The sequence below is a fragment of the Caballeronia zhejiangensis genome (genome assembly GCF_022879815.1).
Lineage (GTDB): Bacteria > Pseudomonadota > Gammaproteobacteria > Burkholderiales > Burkholderiaceae > Caballeronia > Caballeronia zhejiangensis.
On the sequence record NZ_CP084283.1, the window covers coordinates 1,797,821 to 1,816,048 of the forward strand.

At 62.0% G+C, this 18,228-nt stretch carries 17 protein-coding genes and 1 tRNA gene; 1 reads left to right on the plus strand and 17 read right to left on the minus strand.

From position 1 onward, the window contains the following. Positions 1 to 14: 14 nt before the first annotated feature. From nuoF to LDZ23_RS08680, 13 genes are all read right to left on the minus strand, one after another. Positions 15 to 1,337, minus strand: a complete 1,323-nt coding sequence (gene nuoF, locus LDZ23_RS08620; protein WP_008341740.1) for an NADH-quinone oxidoreductase subunit NuoF — start codon at positions 1,335 to 1,337, stop codon at positions 15 to 17. Continuing rightward, positions 1,334 to 1,819 carry an NADH-quinone oxidoreductase subunit NuoE gene (gene nuoE, locus LDZ23_RS08625; protein ID WP_008341741.1) on the minus strand — a complete coding sequence of 162 codons (486 nt, stop codon included), beginning with the start codon at positions 1,817 to 1,819 and terminating at the stop codon, positions 1,334 to 1,336. The genes nuoF and nuoE overlap by 4 nt, the downstream gene beginning before the upstream one ends. Before the next feature lie 150 nt (positions 1,820 to 1,969). Then, positions 1,970 to 3,223, minus strand: coding sequence for an NADH-quinone oxidoreductase subunit D (locus LDZ23_RS08630; protein WP_008341742.1), 1,254 nt, complete (start codon positions 3,221 to 3,223; stop codon positions 1,970 to 1,972). 9 nt (positions 3,224 to 3,232) lie between these two features. Then, a complete protein-coding gene (locus tag LDZ23_RS08635) occupies positions 3,233 to 3,835 on the minus strand; it encodes an NADH-quinone oxidoreductase subunit C (protein ID WP_008341743.1) in 603 nt (200 codons plus the stop codon). Positions 3,836 to 3,856: 21 nt separating this feature from the next. Next, positions 3,857 to 4,336, minus strand: a complete 480-nt coding sequence (locus tag LDZ23_RS08640; protein WP_006052903.1) for a NuoB/complex I 20 kDa subunit family protein — start codon at positions 4,334 to 4,336, stop codon at positions 3,857 to 3,859. A 61-nt stretch (positions 4,337 to 4,397) separates the two neighbouring features. Continuing rightward, positions 4,398 to 4,757: an NADH-quinone oxidoreductase subunit A gene (locus tag LDZ23_RS08645; RefSeq protein ID WP_008341784.1), complete on the minus strand. Its 360-nt coding sequence runs from the start codon at positions 4,755 to 4,757 to the stop codon at positions 4,398 to 4,400. A gap of 215 nt (positions 4,758 to 4,972) precedes the next feature. Beyond that, positions 4,973 to 5,057, minus strand: a tRNA-Leu gene (locus LDZ23_RS08650). A 127-nt stretch (positions 5,058 to 5,184) separates the two neighbouring features. Continuing rightward, positions 5,185 to 5,562 carry a preprotein translocase subunit SecG gene (gene secG / locus LDZ23_RS08655; protein WP_175983176.1) on the minus strand — a complete coding sequence of 126 codons (378 nt, stop codon included), beginning with the start codon at positions 5,560 to 5,562 and terminating at the stop codon, positions 5,185 to 5,187. 88 nt (positions 5,563 to 5,650) lie between these two features. Then, positions 5,651 to 6,424 carry a triose-phosphate isomerase gene (gene tpiA / locus LDZ23_RS08660; RefSeq protein ID WP_008341786.1) on the minus strand — a complete coding sequence of 258 codons (774 nt, stop codon included), beginning with the start codon at positions 6,422 to 6,424 and terminating at the stop codon, positions 5,651 to 5,653. A gap of 177 nt (positions 6,425 to 6,601) precedes the next feature. Then, a complete protein-coding gene (locus tag LDZ23_RS08665) occupies positions 6,602 to 7,618 on the minus strand; it encodes an NAD(P)H-quinone oxidoreductase (RefSeq protein WP_244807409.1) in 1,017 nt (338 codons plus the stop codon). 190 nt (positions 7,619 to 7,808) lie between these two features. After that, the gene (pnp, locus tag LDZ23_RS08670) at positions 7,809 to 9,947 is read right to left on the minus strand and encodes a polyribonucleotide nucleotidyltransferase (protein WP_008341788.1); all 2,139 of its coding nucleotides are present in this window, start codon (positions 9,945 to 9,947) and stop codon (positions 7,809 to 7,811) included. A gap of 363 nt (positions 9,948 to 10,310) precedes the next feature. Beyond that, positions 10,311 to 10,580 (minus strand): 30S ribosomal protein S15, encoded by a 270-nt coding sequence (rpsO, locus tag LDZ23_RS08675; RefSeq protein ID WP_008341789.1) that lies wholly within the window; start codon positions 10,578 to 10,580, stop codon positions 10,311 to 10,313. A gap of 160 nt (positions 10,581 to 10,740) precedes the next feature. After that, a complete protein-coding gene (locus LDZ23_RS08680; protein ID WP_244807410.1) occupies positions 10,741 to 12,030 on the minus strand; it encodes a branched-chain amino acid ABC transporter substrate-binding protein in 1,290 nt (429 codons plus the stop codon). A 195-nt stretch (positions 12,031 to 12,225) separates the two neighbouring features. Between LDZ23_RS08680 and LDZ23_RS08685 the strand changes: the two genes are divergently transcribed. Continuing rightward, the gene (locus LDZ23_RS08685) at positions 12,226 to 12,741 is read left to right on the plus strand and encodes a hypothetical protein (protein WP_244807411.1); all 516 of its coding nucleotides are present in this window, start codon (positions 12,226 to 12,228) and stop codon (positions 12,739 to 12,741) included. Positions 12,742 to 12,804: 63 nt separating this feature from the next. Here LDZ23_RS08685 and LDZ23_RS08690 read toward each other — a convergent pair whose 3' ends face one another. The 4 genes from LDZ23_RS08690 to LDZ23_RS08705 form a co-directional block, all read right to left on the minus strand. Further along, entirely contained in the window at positions 12,805 to 14,349 is a 1,545-nt protein-coding gene (locus LDZ23_RS08690) for a 2-isopropylmalate synthase (protein WP_008341793.1), read from the minus strand. 357 nt (positions 14,350 to 14,706) lie between these two features. After that, positions 14,707 to 15,363, minus strand: coding sequence for a C40 family peptidase (locus LDZ23_RS08695; protein ID WP_008341795.1), 657 nt, complete (start codon positions 15,361 to 15,363; stop codon positions 14,707 to 14,709). A gap of 147 nt (positions 15,364 to 15,510) precedes the next feature. Continuing rightward, positions 15,511 to 17,109 (minus strand): ABC transporter ATP-binding protein, encoded by a 1,599-nt coding sequence (locus LDZ23_RS08700; RefSeq protein WP_175982685.1) that lies wholly within the window; start codon positions 17,107 to 17,109, stop codon positions 15,511 to 15,513. Then, on the minus strand, positions 17,106 to 18,227 hold the full coding sequence (locus LDZ23_RS08705; RefSeq protein WP_008341799.1) for an ABC transporter permease: 1,122 nt from the start codon (positions 18,225 to 18,227) through the stop codon (positions 17,106 to 17,108). Before LDZ23_RS08705 ends, LDZ23_RS08700 begins: the two co-directional genes overlap by 4 nt. Between the last annotated feature and the right edge of the window lies 1 nt (position 18,228).

The window sequence follows — 18,228 nt, forward strand, 5'->3', positions numbered from 1 at the left end:
GACTGCGCGCCTGATTACGCGGTAAGCGCTTCGGACGGCGCGTGATGCGCGTGCCCGCCGACGAGACAATGCTTGTGCTCGACGTGATATTCGAATTCGTCCCAGAAGTGCTTGAGCATGCCGCGCACGGGCATCGCCGCTGCATCGCCGAGCGCGCAGATCGTACGGCCCATGATGTTCTCGGCGACCGAGTTCAGCAGATCCAGATCTTCCTTGCGGCCGAGACCGTGCTCGATGCGATGCACGACGCGATACAGCCAGCCCGTGCCCTCACGGCACGGCGTGCATTGGCCGCACGACTCTTCATAGTAGAAGTACGACAGGCGCAACAGCGAGCGCACCATGCATCGCGTTTCGTTCATCACGATGACCGCGCCCGAGCCCAGCATCGAGCCGGCCTTCGCGATCGAGTCGTAGTCCATGTCGGTCGCGAGCATCATGTCGCCCGGCACGACCGGCGCGGACGAGCCGCCCGGAATCACGGCCTTGATCGACTTGCCGCGCACGCCGCCCGCCAGTTCCATCAGCGTCGAGAACGGCGTGCCGAGCGGAATCTCGTAGTTGCCCGGACGGTTCACATCGCCCGAGACGGAGAAAATCTTCGTGCCGCCGTTGTTCGGCTTGCCGATCTCGAGGTAATTCTGCGGGCCGATTTCCAGCAGGAACGGCACCGCCGCGAACGTCTCGGTGTTGTTGATCGTGGTCGGCTTGCCGTACACGCCGAAGCTCGCCGGGAACGGCGGCTTGAAGCGCGGCTGGCCCTTCTTGCCTTCGAGCGATTCGAGCAGCGCGGTTTCTTCACCGCAGATGTACGCGCCGTAACCATGGTGCGCGTACAGCTCGAACGAGAAACCCGAGCCCAGGATGTTCGCGCCCAGATAGCCGGCCTGACGCGCTTCTTCGAGCGCCGCTTCGAACACGCGATAGACTTCGAAAATCTCGCCGTGGATATAGTTGTAGCCGACGGTGATGCCCATTGCATACGCGCCGATGGCCATGCCTTCGATCAGCGCGTGCGGATTCCAGCGCAGGATGTCGCGATCCTTGAACGTGCCCGGCTCGCCTTCGTCCGAATTGCAGACGAGATACTTCTGCCCCGGAAACTGACGCGGCATGAAGCTCCACTTCAGGCCGGTCGGAAAGCCCGCGCCGCCGCGGCCGCGTAGACCCGACGCCTTGACGTCGGCGATCACCTGCTCGGGTGGAATCTTTTCTTCGAGAATGCGGCGCAACTGCTTGTAGCCGCCGCGCGCGACGTAATCTTCGAGATGCCAGTTCTCGCCATTGAGGCCAGCGAGGATCAGCGGCTTGATGTGACGATCGTGGAGTGACGTCATTTCGAAAGTTCCTCGATCAACTGGTCGATCTTCTCGCGGCTCATGAAGCTGCACATGCGATGGTTGTTCACGAGCAGCACAGGTGCGTCGCCGCACGCGCCGAAGCACTCGCCTTCTTTTAGCGTGAACTTGCCGTCGGGCGTGGTCTCGCCGAAATCGATTCCAAGCTTCTGCTTGAGATATTCGGCAGCGCTGTCCGAACCGCCATCCGGGCCGAGCTGGCAGGGCAGATTCGTGCAGAGCGTGATCTTGTGCTTGCCGACCGGCTTCAGCTCGTACATCGTGTAGAACGTGGCGACTTCCTGCACCGCGACCGGCGGCATGCTCAGGTAATCGGCCACGAACTGCATGATTTCGGGCGAGAGCCAACCATGCTCTTCCTGAGCGACAGCGAGCGCCGCCATCACCGCCGATTGCTTTTGCTCGGCGGGATACTTCGCGACCGCGCGATCGATTTCTTTCAGGCCTTCAGCTGAGATCATTTTCAGACACGACTCTTTCAATTCCTACCGAACGAAAACCTGCCGCGCCCTTCGTATTGCGGCAGACCTGGCGTTCCTGCGGGTTCCTGTTATTGCTTTCGCGTTTCTTGCGCAGCGGCTCGGCGAGCCGACCGCGCAGGCGCCGATGAATCAGCGATCGATCTCGCCGAACACGATGTCTTGCGTACCGATGATCGTCACTGCGTCGGCGATCATGTGGCCTCGCGCCATTTCATCGAGCGCTGCGAGGTGTGCATAGCCCGGCGCGCGAATCTTCAGGCGATACGGCTTGTTCGCGCCATCCGAGATCAGGTAGATGCCGAACTCGCCCTTCGGATGCTCGACCGCAGCGTACGTTTCGCCTTCCGGCACATGGAAGCCTTCGGTAAAGAGCTTGAAATGATGAATCAGCTCTTCCATGTTGCTCTTCATGCCGACGCGCGACGGCGGTGCAACCTTGTGATTATCGACCATCACAGGGCCAGGATTCTTGCGCAGCCACGCAATGCACTGTTTGGCGATGCGCGTCGACTGGCGCATTTCTTCCACGCGCACCAGATAGCGGTCGTAGCAGTCGCCGTTCACGCCGACGGGGATGTCGAAGTCGAGCTGATCGTACACTTCGTACGGCTGCTTCTTGCGCAAGTCCCACTCGATGCCCGAGCCGCGCAGCATCGCGCCGCTCAAGCCCATCTGCAACGCGCGCTCCGGGCTCACCACGCCGATGCCCACGAGACGCTGCTTCCAGATGCGGTTGTCGGTGAGCAGCGTTTCGTACTCGTCGACACAGCCCGGGAAACGATTGAAGAAGTCCTCGATGAAGTCGAGCAACGAGCCCTGACGGTTCTCGTTCATCTTGTCGAGCGCCTTCGCGTTGCGGATCTTCGACGCCTTGTATTGCGGCATCGCGTCCGGCAGATCGCGATAGACGCCGCCCGGACGATAGTACGCCGCGTGCATGCGCGCACCCGACACCGCCTCGTAGACGTCCATCAGATCTTCGCGCTCGCGGAACGCGTAAAGGAAGACCGCCATCGCGCCGACGTCGAGCGCGTGCGAGCCGATCCACATCAGATGGTTCAGCACGCGCGTGATTTCGTCGAACAGCACACGGATGTATTTCGCGCGGATCGGCACGTCGATGCCGAGCAGCTTCTCGATAGCGAGCACGTAGCCGTGCTCGTTGACCATCATCGACACATAGTCGAGACGGTCCATGTACGGCACGGACTGCAGGAAGGTCTTGGTCTCGGCGAGCTTCTCGGTCGCGCGATGCAGCAGACCGATGTGCGGGTCGGCGCGCTGGATCACTTCGCCGTCGAGTTCCAGCACGAGGCGCAGCACGCCGTGCGCTGCCGGGTGCTGCGGGCCAAAGTTCAGCGTGTAATTCTTGATCTCTGCCATGGCGTTCTCTTAATGTTTCAGACCGCCATAGCGATCTTCGCGAATCACGCGCGGCGTGATTTCGCGCGGTTCGATCGTCACGGGCTGGTACACCACGCGCTTCTCTTCCGGGTCGTAGCGCATTTCGACGTAGCCGGAAATCGGGAAGTCCTTGCGGAACGGATGACCGATGAAACCATAGTCCGTGAGAATGCGGCGCAGATCGGGATGGCCTTCGAATACGATGCCATAGAGGTCGAACGCTTCGCGCTCGTACCAGTTCGCCGACGTCCAGATATCGACCACCGAAGCCACGATGGGCACTTCGTCGTCCGGAGCGAATACGCGCACGCGCACGCGCCAGTTGTGCGTGATCGAGAGAAGATGACTGACTGCCGCGAAACGCGGACCGTCGTAGACGCCGTCGCCATACGTCGAATAATCGACGCCGGAGAGGTCCATAAGCTGCTCGAAGCGCAGCGACGGGTCATCGCGCAACTGCTTGCAGACGTCCAGATAGTCGGCCGCCTTGACGACGACCGTCACCTGACCCAGCGACTCGGTAATGCTCTGGAGACGGCCGCCAAACGCCGTCTCGAGGTTCGCTTTGAGGGTCTCGAGTTTGCTTGCCATAGTTTGGGGAGACTCAGGCCCTTACTGACGGGCGATGGTGTTGGTGCGGCGAATCTTCGCCTGCAACTGGATCACGCCGTAGACCAGCGCCTCGGCGGTCGGAGGACAACCGGGAACGTAGACGTCGACCGGGACGATCCGGTCGCAGCCGCGCACGACGGAATACGAATAGTGATAGTAGCCGCCGCCGTTCGCGCACGAGCCCATGGAGATGACCCAGCGCGGCTCGGCCATCTGGTCGTACACCTTACGAAGCGCGGGCGCCATTTTGTTGCAGAGCGTGCCGGCGACGATCATCACGTCCGACTGGCGCGGGCTCGGGCGGAACACCACGCCGAAACGGTCCAGGTCGTAACGGGCGGCGCCCGCGTGCATCATTTCGACCGCGCAGCATGCGAGACCGAACGTCATCGGCCACAGGGAGCCGGTGCGCGTCCAGTTGATGAGCTTGTCAGCCGTGGTGGTGACAAAGCCTTCCTTCAAGACCCCTTCGATACTCATTTGTTTTCCACTCCAGATGAGCAGCCAGCCAAAGCCGCCCATGAATCCGGTGATCTAACTGTCATTCCCAGTCGAGTCCGCCCTTTCTCCAGATGTAGGCGAAACCGAGCAAAAATTCGAGCAGAAAAATCATCATCGCGATGAAACCAGGCCAGCCGATATCGCGCAGGGAAACACCCCACGGGAACAGGAACGCCGTCTCAAGGTCGAAAATGATGAAAAGAATCGCGACGAGATAGTAACGCACATCGAACTTCATACGCGCGTCTTCGAACGCTTCGAAGCCGCACTCGTACGGCGCGTTTTTCTCGGTGTCGGGCTTGTTGGGACCGAGGATCTTGCCAATGCTGACCAACGCTATACCTAAACCAAGGCCCACCAGAAGAAACAAGAAGACGGGGTAATAGGGTGCGAGGTTCAAGGCTATCCTCAGATCGGTAGATGTGGCCTGTAATTGATTGGGGCGCTTCAGCCGGGACGGACCACCCGGCAGGAGATATCACTTGGGACCGCTCACGATATCAGCACAACGTGACAACCGCTTTGATGTTGTCGATGCCGCCGCAAAAACGTAAGCGTACTCCAGAAGTGACAATGCCAGCCGAAGCGATGCAAGCGGCTGGCATTGGATAACTTTGGTGCCGACGGCGAGACTCGAACTCGCACAGCTTTCGCCACTACCCCCTCAAGATAGCGTGTCTACCAATTTCACCACGTCGGCACTGTACTGCAATCCGGGAAAACTACTTCTTAATTGCCGCGAATCGCTTCAAGACTTGAATTATAACTGGGCCCTTGGAATTGTTCAACGCACAAAATGCAAAATCCGCGAAAAATCTGTTCCGTCGTTATTTGGGCACGTCAGCGCCCGGCGCCGACGATGCAACCGGTGCCGACACAGGCGCGGACGCTCCTGATGCGGCCACGGCCGGAGCCGATGCCGGCACAGGAGCCGCACCGCCCAACACACCCGCGGACGTCTGCGGCTTATAGCTTCCGAGATAGGTCAGCGCCAGCGTCGTCACGAAGAAGATCGCGGCGAGAATGGCCGTGGTACGCGACAGGAAGTTGGCCGAACCCGTCGCACCAAACAGACTGCCCGATGCGCCGCTGCCGAACGCCGCGCCCATGTCCGCGCCCTTGCCGTGCTGGAGCAGCACGAGGCCGATTACACCCAACGCCGACAGCAACTGAACGACGATAATCAATGTCTTCAAATACAGCATTTCAACTCACCCGATTCCTGATGTTTCCGTGACACCTTCGTGTCGCACTATGCTCTTTCGCCTGCCCTGCCCGCTCGCCGTTCGACGCTCAATGCGTCACGGTTTGCGCCGCCCGGCAGATCGCCAGAAAATCTTTCGACTTCAGCGACGCGCCGCCAATCAGCCCGCCGTCGATGTCTTTCTGCCCGAACAGCTCTTCCGCGTTTTCCGGCTTCACGCTGCCGCCATATAAGAGCGGCACGTTCGCAACCGTTGCGCCCTTCTCCAGCAGCTTGTGACGCAGAAACGCATGAACATCCTGCGCCTGCCCCGGCCGCGCGGTCTTGCCCGTACCGATCGCCCAGACCGGTTCGTACGCGACCACGATGCCCGCCGCCTGCTCTTCCGTGAGCGCCTGCAACACGGCTTCGAGCTGCGTGCCGATGATCCGCTCCGTCGTGCCCGCCTCACGTTCTTCCAGCGTCTCGCCGACACAGACGATCGGCGTAAGGCCCGCTTCGATCGCGCGCTGCGCTTTCGACGCGACGAGTTCCGGACTTTCGCGATGATACGCGCGTCGCTCCGAATGCCCGACGATCGCGTACGTGACACCGAAGTCCGCCGCCATCTCGGCCGCGACTTCGCCGGTGAACGCACCGCCCGTATGCGCCGACACGTCCTGAATGCCCCAGCGCACCACCGAGCCGCTGAGCAGCGCTTGCGATTGCGCGAGATACGGACACGGCACGCACACGCCGACGCTCACGCCCTTCTGCAAAGCCGATGCGCCCGCGGCGACCTCGATCAGCAAGGTCGCATTTTCTCCGATGCGGCCGTGCATCTTCCAGTTGCCCACCACCAGTTTCGCTCGTTCTCTGGACATATGTCTCGTCAGTCGGTGGCGGCTTGTTGCATGCACGTGGTCAGCCGCCCTGTTATAAGAATGAACCGCTACGAACCGCAAACTGCCTGCAAAACAGGCGATTTTACTGTGTTACGACGAAACCGGTCAAACCATCAAAAGCGAGCCGCAACATGAAACGCTCGCTCCCGGCGAATGTCACGCGTCGTCGCGCCAGTCGAGCACGATCTTGCCGACGTGCGTACTGCTTTCCATCAGTGCGTGCGCGGCGGCTGCATCGCGCGCCGGGAACACCTGATGGATCACCGGCTTGATGCGCCCCGCCTCGATTTCCGGCCAGACGCGCTCCTTCAGCTTCGCCGCGAGCTTCGCCTTGAATGCGACGGGACGCGGACGCAGCGTCGAACCCGTGATGACGAGACGCCGGCGCAGCACGTCGTTCAGATTGATCTCCGCCTTCGCGCCGCCGAGCAGCGCAATCACGCAGATGCGCCCGCCGTCGGCAAGCGCCTTGAGCTCGCGCTGAAGATAGTCGCCAGCGACCATATCCAGAATGACGTCGACGCCGCGATCGTTCGTCAGCGACTTCACCACTTCGACGAAATCTTCCGTCTTGTAGTTGATCGCCCGCTCCGCGCCGAGCGCTTCGCACGCGCGGCACTTTTCATCGGTGCCGGCCGTGGCGAACACGCGAAAGCCGAGCGCTCTGGCGATCTGAATCGCCGTCACGCCGATGCCGCTCGACCCGCCCTGCACGAGCAGCGTTTCTTCCTCGCCGTTCTCGCCCGCGCCCAACTGACCGCGTTCGAACACGTTGCTCCACACCGTGAAGAACGTCTCCGGCAAGGATGCCGCCTCGATGTCCGACAGACCCTTCGGCACCGGCAGACACTGTTCGAGCGGGGCCACCGCGTATTCGGCGTATCCGCCGCCCGCGAGCAGCGCGCACACGCGATCGCCTTTTTTCAGACCGAACGGGTTGTGCTTCGGATCGAAATCGCCATCGACGATTTCACCGGCAACCTCCAGCCCCGGGAGATCCGACGCGCCCGGCGGCGGCGCATAAGCGCCCTTGCGCTGGAACACGTCCGGCCGGTTGACGCCGGAAGCGGCCACCTTGATCAACACCTCGCACTTGCCCGGCGCAGGCGTCGGACGCTCGCCGAGTTTGAGAACTTCGGGTGCGCCGAACTCAGTGATTTCGATGGCCTTCATATGCTCTCCCTGTGCCGCCCAGAGTTAGTGTGCATCCGAACCGGATGGCACTGCGCGCGCCTCTAAGCAATCCGCGCTCCACACACTGCCATCGAGTCCGATGACGCGTCGGACAATGCATAGCGTCCCAAGCGTCATACATGAAAACGGCCGGCTCGCTGAAGCGGCCGGCCGTCTACACATTACCGCATTACTGCTGCGGGTGCGTCGGTTCTGCCTGCTGCGCGCCTTCGTTCAGAAGCGCCTTCGCCGACAGACGCACACGACCCTTTTCGTCCGTCTGGATGACCTTGACCTTCACGATCTGGCCTTCCTTCAGATAGTCGTTGATGTCCTTCACGCGCTCGTTGACGATCTCAGAGATGTGCAGCAGACCGTCCTTGCCCGGCAGAATGTTCACGATCGCGCCGAAATCGAGCAGCTTGAGCACCGGGCCTTCGTAGACCTGGCCGACTTCCACTTCCGCCGTGATGTTCTCGATGCGCTTCTTCGCGTCGGCCATGCCTTCCGCGCTCGTGCTCGCGATCGTCACGACGCCGTCGTCCGAAATGTCGATGGTCGTGCCGGTTTCTTCCGTCAGCGCGCGGATCACCGAACCGCCCTTGCCGATCACGTCGCGGATCTTCTCCGGATTGATCTTGATGGTGATCATGCGCGGCGCGTAGTCCGACAGTTCCGTGTTCGTCGTCGGAACGGCGGCGGTCATCTTGCCGAGGATGTGCATGCGGCCTTCCTTGGCCTGCGCGAGCGCGACCTGCATGATTTCCTTCGTGATGCCCTGGATCTTGATGTCCATCTGCAGCGCCGTGACGCCCTGCGACGTGCCGGCCACCTTGAAGTCCATGTCGCCGAGGTGATCTTCGTCGCCGAGGATGTCGGTCAGAACCGCGAACTTGTTGCCTTCGAGGATCAGGCCCATCGCGATGCCCGCGACGTGCGCCTTCATCGGCACGCCGGCGTCCATCAGCGCGAGGCAGCCGCCGCAGACGGAAGCCATCGACGACGAACCGTTCGATTCAGTGATTTCCGACACGACGCGAATCGAATAGCCGAACTCGTCGGCGCTAGGCAGGCACGCGACCAGCGCGCGCTTCGCCAGACGGCCGTGGCCGATTTCGCGGCGCTTCGGCGAACCGACGCGGCCGGTTTCGCCCGTCGCGAACGGCGGCATGTTGTAGTGAAGCATGAAGCGCTCGCGGTATTCGCCTTCGAGTGCGTCGATGCTTTGCTCATCGCCCTTCGTGCCGAGCGTCGCGACGACGAGCGCCTGCGTTTCGCCGCGCGTGAAGAGCGCCGAGCCGTGCGTGCGCGGCAATACGCCCGTACGAATTTCGATCGGACGGACGGTGCGCGTGTCGCGGCCGTCGATGCGCGGCTCGCCGTTCAGGATCTGCGTGCGGACGATCTTCGCTTCGATATCGAACAGGACGTTGCCGACCGTCGCCGCATCGGCCGCGACCGTGCCGCCCGTCGCGGCTTCTTCCGCCAGCTTCGCCGACGTCGCCGCGTAGACTTCCTTCAGCTTGGCCGAGCGCGCCTGCTTGTTGCGCAACTGATAAGCCGCTTCGAGTTCCGGCTTGGCGATTTCCGTGACGCGCGCGATGAGCGCTTCGTTCTTCGGCGCCGGCTGCCAGTCCCACTCGGGCTTGCCGCCTTCGCGCACGAGTTCATGGATCGCGTCGATGGCGGTCTGCATCTGCTCGTGGCCGAAAACGACCGCGCCGAGCATCACTTCTTCGGAGAGCTGCTGCGCTTCCGATTCGACCATCAGCACCGCGCGCTCCGTGCCCGCGACGACCAGATCGAGCGCCGATTCCTTCATCTGCGGGCGCGTCGGGTTCAGCACGTACTCGTTGTTGATGTACGCGACACGTGCCGCGCCGACCGGACCGTTGAACGGCAGTCCCGACACGGCGAGCGCGGCGGACGCGCCGATCAGCGCCGGAATGTCGGCCGGAACATCCGGGTTCAGCGACAGGACGTGGATCACGACCTGAACTTCGTTATAGAAGCCTTCCGGGAACAGCGGACGCAGCGGGCGGTCGATCAGACGCGAAATCAGCGTTTCGCCTTCCGACGGACGGCCTTCGCGGCGGAAGAAGCCGCCCGGGATCTTGCCGGCGGCATAGGTCTTTTCGAGGTAGTCGACGGTCAGCGGGAAGAAGTCCTGGCCCGGCTTGGCGGTCTTCGCGCCGACGACGGTTGCGAGCACGACGGTATCTTCGACATCGACGATCACCGCGCCGCTCGCCTGACGGGCGATTTCACCCGTTTCGAGGCGGACGTTGTGCTGTCCCCACTTGAACTCTTTGACGATCTTATTGAACATTTCGACTCCTTCTACGTTTGCGCCGCGCCGGTCGACTGGCGCGTGCGGGAAGGTCCGGAGCCACGCTTGAGAGGTGTGTTATGCCATTCCAGCGCGATGCGTTTCGATGAACGTCGTCGCGCTGGAATGACACAAAGCTCCGCTGCGAGGCTGGACCGAGTGTCGGACCGGATGGACTCATCCGGGATAAAGCTTATGAACTGCCGAAACTTCCGACTGCGTGGCAACTCCGGGCGCCGATTGCCAAAAACACGATCGGGCACCACTTCGCGACCGAAACGCACAAAAACAAAGTGCCTGTATCAGCGGACTGACACAGGCACTTCATTAGGACGTTGGCCGCAAAGCCACGCTTGGCGCCAATTACTTGCGCAGACCCAGCTTTTCGATCAGCGAGCGATAACGATCCGCGTCCTTGCCCTTCAGGTAGTCGAGCAGCTTACGACGACGGCTCACCATGCGCAGCAGACCGCGGCGGCTGTGGTGATCCTTCGAGTGCGACTTGAAGTGGACGGTGAGTTCGTTGATGCGGCTCGTCAGCAGTGCGACTTGCACTTCGGGAGAACCGGTGTCGTTTGCGCCGCGTGCGTATTCAGCGACGATGTCGGATTTCTTGATTTCTGCTACGGACATTTGCTTTTCCTTTGATACAGACAGGCGGTCACGGAAGAAAGGCCGTGCCGTGGATTTACAAAAAATGAATCGTTTCCGGCAATGCGCCAAAAACGAAGCGCAGAGTATAGCACAGTGCAATGTCTCGCCGAAGCACTTCTGCGCGGGGCGAATCGGCGCCTTAGCGCGGCGGGCGCGACATACGGCACGTCGTCGGTTGCGCGGTCTTGTCGGCGGGGACGCTCAGAAGCGTGCGGAAGCCGTAGCCCGAACCTTCGTTATCGAGCGCGACGCCTTTCGTCCCCGCCTTGTCCATTTCCATGACGTAAAGGGGCTGGATCACCTGATGATCTTCGGCACGCACGGTCATCGGGTGGAAGCCTTCGCCGTCGAACTTCATGCCTTCGAGCGTGCGCGCCACCGCGAGCGGGTCCGCGCTTTTTGCGCGCGTCATCGCGGCGGCGAGCATTTCTACCATCAGCGGCATACGCGCGACAAGGTAATCGTCCGCGGCGGCAGGATAGCGGGCTCTGAACGCGCGATAGTACGCGTCCGACGCAGCGCCGCCCGCATTCGGATGCCAGTCCGCCACGGCGATCACGCGCTTCACGCCGGCATCGCCGAGCGCGGCCGGAGCGCCCAGACTGTTGCCGTAGAACGTGTAGAACTTCGTGTCGAGCCCCTGCTCGCGCGCGGCTTTGACGAGAAGCGTCAGATCGTTGCCCCAGTTTCCAGTGATTACCGCGTCCGCTCCACTCGCGCGGATTTTCGCGATGTAAGGCGCGAAATCCTTCACGCGCCCGATCGGATGAAATTCGTCGCCCGCGATCGCGATGTCCGGGCGCCGCTCCCTGAGCGCGCGCTGTGCCTCGCGGCTCACGTCGTGGCCGAAGCTGTAATCCTGATTGAGCAGATAGACCTTCTTCACCGCGCGATCGTCTTTCAGCGCATCGGCGAGGGCATCCATCCGCATGCCGGCGTGCGCGTCGAAGCGGAAATGCCAGAAACTGCACGCGTCGTTGGTGAGCGCGGGATCGTCGGCGGAATAATTGAGGAACAGCACGCGGCGATCCGGCTCGCGAGCGTTTTGGCGGTCGACAGCCCCTACGAGCGCCGCCGCCACCGCCGAACTATTGCCCTGCAGGACGAAGCCGATCTTCTCGTCGATCGCCGCACGCAGCTGCACGAGACTCGCCTCGCTGCTGCCCTTGCCATCGAGCACTACGAGTTGCAGCGGATGCGCGCCGTCCGCGAGCTTCACGCCGCCTTGCGCGTTCACGCGCTCGACGCCGAAACGCAGATTGCGCTCGACCATTGCGCCGGCGTTCGCGAACGGGCCGGACATGCCTTCGATCAGCGCGAGCTTGATGGGTGGCAATTCGGCCGCCCGCGCCGTCATGGACAAGGCAAGACACGCCGATGCCGCGATGCGCAGCCATTGCATCGCGCGCGCGCTGGTTCCGTTCTTCATGAGTTTCCGCCGATCCGCCGAAAGCGCGGATCATAGGCTGCAGCGCGCGCCCCGCGCAAGTCGCGATTGCCGACACATCGGCTTGAATGCCGCGACGTATCGGAGAATGCTTTGCCGCGCGCGCATGTCAAAATCACGGGAAACATCGAACAAACGCTGCTCGCCGCCGCGAGGAGCAAGCACGTGGAGGCTTCAATGCTGCACATACTCAACCGCATGCGCGCATCGCTGACATGCGCCGGGGTCGCGCTCCTTCTGTCCGCCTGCGCGCAGCCGTGGCAGAACTATCAGGCTGGCGCGGATGCCTCGACGATCACCGCCCGCCTCGGCCCGCCGCGCGAAATCTACGATCTGCCCAATGGCGGCAAGCGGCTGATGTGGCCGACGCAACCGCTCGGCGAATTCACCACCGCCGCCGATATCGACGCTTCCGGCAAGATCGTCAATGTTCGGCAAGTGCTCGACGAAAACGAGTTCTACAAGGCGCAGATCGGCACCTGGACGAGGCAGGACGTGCTCGTGAACTTCGGGCGGCCCGTGGAGACGTCGTACTTTCCGCTGATGAAGCGCGAAGTCTGGAGCTATCGCTACATGGAGGCGAACATCTGGTATCTGATGTACAACTTCTATTTCGACGAGCAGGGCATCTTGCGCATGACGCAGAAAACGCCCGATCCGTTGCACGATCCGGATCGGCGCAATCTGTTCTGAGCGCATCGACGCCATGTAAAAAGCCCTCGCGAAGAGGGCTTTTTTGCGTTTCGACCGATCGAATCAAAGCTGCGGATTGAGCTTTTCGACCTTCGAATGCAGCTTGTTCAACGCGGCGATGTACGCCTTCGCCGACGCCGCGACGATGTCCGGATCCGTGCCCACGCCGTTCACGATGCGACCGCTCTTCGACAGACGCACGGTGACTTCGCCCTGCGCCTGCGTGCCGGTCGTGATCGCGTTGACCGAATACAGCACGAGCTCCGCGCCGCTCTCGACCTTCGATTCGATCGCGTGCAGCGTCGCATCGACCGGACCGTTGCCGCGCGCTTCGCCCGTGACTTCGGTGCCTTCCACCGCGAACACGACCTTCGCTTGCGGCTGCTCGCCGGTTTCCGAATGCTGCTTCATCGACACGAAGCGGAAGTGCTCTTTCGCCTGCGCCTCGGCGGATTCCTCGGAGACGATCTGCATGATGTCTTCGTCGAAGATTTCGGCCTTGCGGTCAGCGAGATCCTTGAAGCGCGCGAATGCCGCGTTCACATCGGCTTCGGATTCGAGCGTCACGCCCAGTTCTTCCAGACGCTGCTTGAACGCATTTCGGCCCGACAGCTTGCCGAGCACGATCTTGTTCGCGCTCCAGCCCACGTCTTCCGCGCGCATGATTTCGTAGGTGTCGCGCGCCTTCAGCACGCCGTCCTGATGGATGCCCGAAGCGTGCGCGAACGCATTCGCCCCGACGACCGCCTTGTTCGGCTGCACGACGAAACCGGTGATCTGCGAGACGAGCTTCGAGGTCGGCACGATCTGCGTCGTGTCGATGCCCAGATCGAGGCCGAAGTAGTCCTTGCGCGTCTTCACCGACATCACGATTTCTTCGAGCGACGTATTGCCCGCGCGCTCGCCCAGACCGTTGATCGTGCATTCGACCTGACGCGCGCCGCCGATCTGCACGCCCGCGAGCGAATTCGCGACCGCCATGCCGAGGTCGTCGTGGCAATGCACCGACCAGATCGCCTTGTCGGAGTTCGGCACGCGCTCGCGCAGCGTCTTGACGAGATTGCCGTAGAGCTCCGGCACGCCGTAGCCGACCGTATCCGCGATATTGATGGTGCGCGCGCCTTCGTCGATCACGGCTTCGAGCACGCGGCAGAGATAATCGATATCCGAGCGGCTGCCGTCTTCCGGCGAGAATTCGACATCATCCGTGAACTTGCGCGCGAAACGCACCGCGAGGCGCGCCTGGTCGTAGACCTGCTCCGGCGTCATGCGCAGCTTCTTCTCCATGTGCAGCGCCGACGTCGCGATGAACGTGTGGATACGGAACTGGCCGGCGGGCTTGAGCGCATCGGCGGCGCGCTGGATGTCCTTGTCGTTCGCGCGGGCGAGCGAGCAGACCGTGCTGTCCTTCACGAGCCCCGCGATGGTGTGGATCGCGTCGAAGTCGCCGTTCGAGCTGGCCGCGAAGCCCGCCTCGATCACGTCGACCTTCATGCGTTCCAGTTGCTTCGCGATGCGGATCTTCTCTTCCTTCGTCATCGACGCGCCGGGGGACTGCTCGCCATCGCGCAAGGTCGTGTCGAAGATGATCAACTTGTCTGCTGCCATGTTGGGCTCCTGTGGGGAGATTTATCGATTGTTGGAGATATCGAGACGAAACTCAAAAGGGAATTCGGGTGTTCGCGCCACCGCTGGCGTCGAAAACCTGAATGGACGAGCAGACGGGAGGCGTGAAGGATCAGCGCGGTAGGCGCGCTAGCAGCGATAGTGCGCGTAGCGACGCACTAGCCGGAAACAACGAGAAGGGGAACGTGAAAAAGTTCATTCAAAAACTATAACGACTTTTGATGACGTGTGCAATGAGGCTTTCCGATTGCGCCGATTGACTTTACCTCGCGCCCGAACGCAAAACAAAAAAGCCTGCGTCCGCAAAGGAGGCAGGCTTTTTTCGATGCCGACAGACGATCAGTAACCGCCGATCGACGCGCTCACGCGCTGGCGCAGTTCCGCGCCGTCGCCGACTTGCGCGTTCTCGATGCGACGCGCGCCCTGAAAACGCTTTTCCCAATAGCCGTCTTCCATGTCGTCGACACGGATCGTGCTGCCGGTCGACGGCGAATGCACGAACTTGTTGTCGCCGATATAGATGCCGACGTGCGAGAACGAGCGGCGCATCGTATTAAAGAACACGAGGTCGCCCGGCTTCAGATCGGAGACGGTCACTTTCTCGCCGACCCGGCTCATTTCCTCGGCGCGGCGCGGCAAGGTCATGCCGAGCGTGTCCTGGAAAACGTAGCGGACAAAGCCGCTGCAATCGAGACCGGAATCCGGCGTGTTGCCGCCCCAGCGATAACGCACGCCGATCATGTTGAGCGCGCCGACGACGACGTCGCCCGCCTTGCTCGCCACGCCCGACAGAAACGACTTCGCGCCGCCCGGATTGCTGGCGGCGTCTGCGCTTGCTGCATCGCTGGATTTGCTGGAGAAAATGCCGTTGTTGGCATTTTGGCTGCTACTGCTGACTTCGTCGGCGAACGCGCCGGAAGTTGTTGTCATCAGGAGGCCGATTAACATGCTCGCGGCGGCGCGCGCACATGTCTGAGTCATCGTTAGTGGCTGCATCGGTCGGTAGGTTTTACAATTAAAAGCTGCTAAATCAGGGAGATACGTGAAAGTTTGGAGGGATACTAGCCATAAAGTATTTAACTGTCAAAAGAAATAGAAAAATACAATTGAGACGCGCACCCAATTGGCGAAAAAGAAAGATTTTTAGGAAACTAGCGATGCTTTCAGAAGCTTTCTTGTGTATTCGTCAGAAGGGTTCGCAAAAATCTTCTCTACTTCCCCCGACTCCACGACAAAACCATTCCGCATGACCGCGACGCGATGAGCCATCGCGCCGATCACCTGCAGGTCGTGGCTTATGAAAACGTAACCAAGATTGTGCTTCTTCTGAATATCGGCCAGAAGCGCAAGCACTTGAGTTTGAATGGAAACATCGAGCGCGCTGGTCGGCTCGTCCAGGATCAGGATGCTCGGTTCGAGCACGAGCGCGCGCGCGATCGCAATGCGCTGGCGCTGCCCGCCGGAGAATTCGTGCGGATAGCGATCGAGCGCCGCGCGCTCCATGCCGACTTCGCGCAGCACGGCGATCACTTTCGCCCGTCGAGCGGCGGCATCGAGTTCCGGTCGATGCAGCGCGAGCCCTTCTCCGACGATGCGCTCCACCGTCTGCCGCGGCGAGAGCGAGCTGAACGGGTCCTGAAACACCACTTGCAGGTTCGAGCGCAGCACGGTTTTTTCGCGTCCGCGAAAATCGCCGATTGCGCGCCCCTGGAACTCCACCGCGCCGTTCGAGATGCGCTGCAGGCCGAGTAGCGCCATCGCGAGCGTCGATTTCCCCGACCCCGATTCGCCGACGATGCCGAGCGTCTCGCCCTGGCGCACCGTCAGCGTGACGTCGTCGACGGCCTTGAAGCGGCCGCGCCGGAACCAGCCCGCGAAACCCGGCAGACGCGTCGGGTAATCGACGGACACATCCTTCGCATCGAGCAGCACCGGGGCGATGGGCAGCACCGGCAGCACGCTGCGCTTCGGCTTGCTCTCGATGAGCCGCTTCGTGTACGGATGCTGCGGCGACGCGAAAATGGCCTCCACCGTGCCGCTTTCGACGAGCACGCCCTTCTCCATCACCGCGACGCGCTCGGCGAAACGCCGCACGAGATTCAGGTCGTGCGTGATGAGCAGCACCGCCATGCCGCGCTTTTCGGCTTCATCGCGCTGAAGTTCGAGCAGCAACTCGACGATCTGCGCGCGGATCGTCACATCGAGCGCGGTGGTCGGCTCGTCGGCGAGCAGAAGCCGCGGCCGGCAGGCGAGCGCCATCGCGATCATCACGCGCTGACGCTGTCCGCCCGAAAGCTGATGCGGATAACTGTCCACGCGCCTTTCCGGCTCGGTGATCCCGGTACGCGCGAGCAGCGCGATTGCGCGTTTTCTCGCCTCGCGCGGGCTCGTGCCGTCGTGCAGGCGGATCGTCTCGCCGATCTGGTCCCCGACCGTGTAGAGCGGATTGAGCGCGGTCATCGGCTCCTGAAAGATCATCGCGATGTCGGAACCGCGCAGACCTCGGATCGCGCGCTCGCTTTTCGACAGCAATTCCTCGCCGTTGAAGCGGATCGATCCGCTCACTTCGGCCTCGTGCACGAGGCGCAACACCGACAGCGCCGTCACGCTCTTGCCCGAGCCCGATTCGCCGACGAGCGCCACACGCTCGCCCGCGCGAATGTCGAGATTGACGCCATCGACCGCGAGCGTGTCGCCGAAGCGCACGCGCAAGTCTTCGATCGAAAGTAGCGGCTCCGTCACTGCCCGCCTCCGGCTTTCACGGCATCGGAAATACGCGTATCGAGCGCGTTGCGCAAGGCGTCGCCCATGAAGGTCAGCAGGAGCAGCGTCGCGACGAGCACGCCGAACGTCGACAGCGAAATCCACCACGCGTCGAGATTGGCCTTGCCCTGCGCGAGCAACTCGCCGAGCGACGGCGTCGGCGACGGCACGCCGAGGCCGAGAAAATCGAGGCTCGTGAGCGCGAGAATCGCTCCGCTCATGCGAAACGGCAGGAACGTGATGACGGGCGTCAGGCTATTGGGCAAGACGTGCCGCCAGATGATCTGCCAGTTCGACAAACCCATCGCGCGCGCGGCGCGGACATAGTCCTGCGTGCGGTTGCGCAGAAACTCCGCGCGCACGTAATCCGACAGGCCGATCCATCCGAACAGCGACAGCAGGATGATCAAAAGAATGAGACTCGGCTCGAATATCGACGCAAAGATGATCAGCAGATAAAGCTCCGGCAACGCGCTCCAGATTTCGATCAGGCGTTGCCCGGTGATATCGATCCTGCCGCCGAAGTAGCCCTGCACCGCGCCCGCGACGACACCGAGCACGGTGCCGATCGCCGTCAGCACGAGTGCGAACAGCACCGACACGCGAAAGCCGTAGACGAGGCGCGCGAACACGTCGCGGCCGCGATCGTCGGTGCCGAGCCAGTTCTCGCGCGACGGCGGCGCCGGGTTCGAGCCCTTCGAAAAATAGTTGAGCGTGTCGTAGTAGTAGTGATTCGGCGGATAGATCGCGAAGTTGCCGGGCGCGCTGAAGCGATCGCGCACGAACGGATCGAGATAATCGGCGGGCGTCGGAAAGTCGCCGCCGAAGGTCGTCTCCGCATACGTCTTCACGAGCGGAAAGTAAAAGTGGCCCTGATAGCGCACGACGAGCGGCTTGTCGTTCGACCACAGCGGCCCCGCGAGACTGATGACGAACGCCGCGATGAACACGATCAGGCTCCAGTATCCGAGCCTGTTTCGCTTGAAGCGCAGCCATACGCGCCGTCCTGGCGGCACCGATGCCGCGCCGCGCAGCGGTTGCGCATCGCTGCCGTTGGCACCGCGCCGTGACGATTCCGGTGAAGCGGCTCGATTCAAA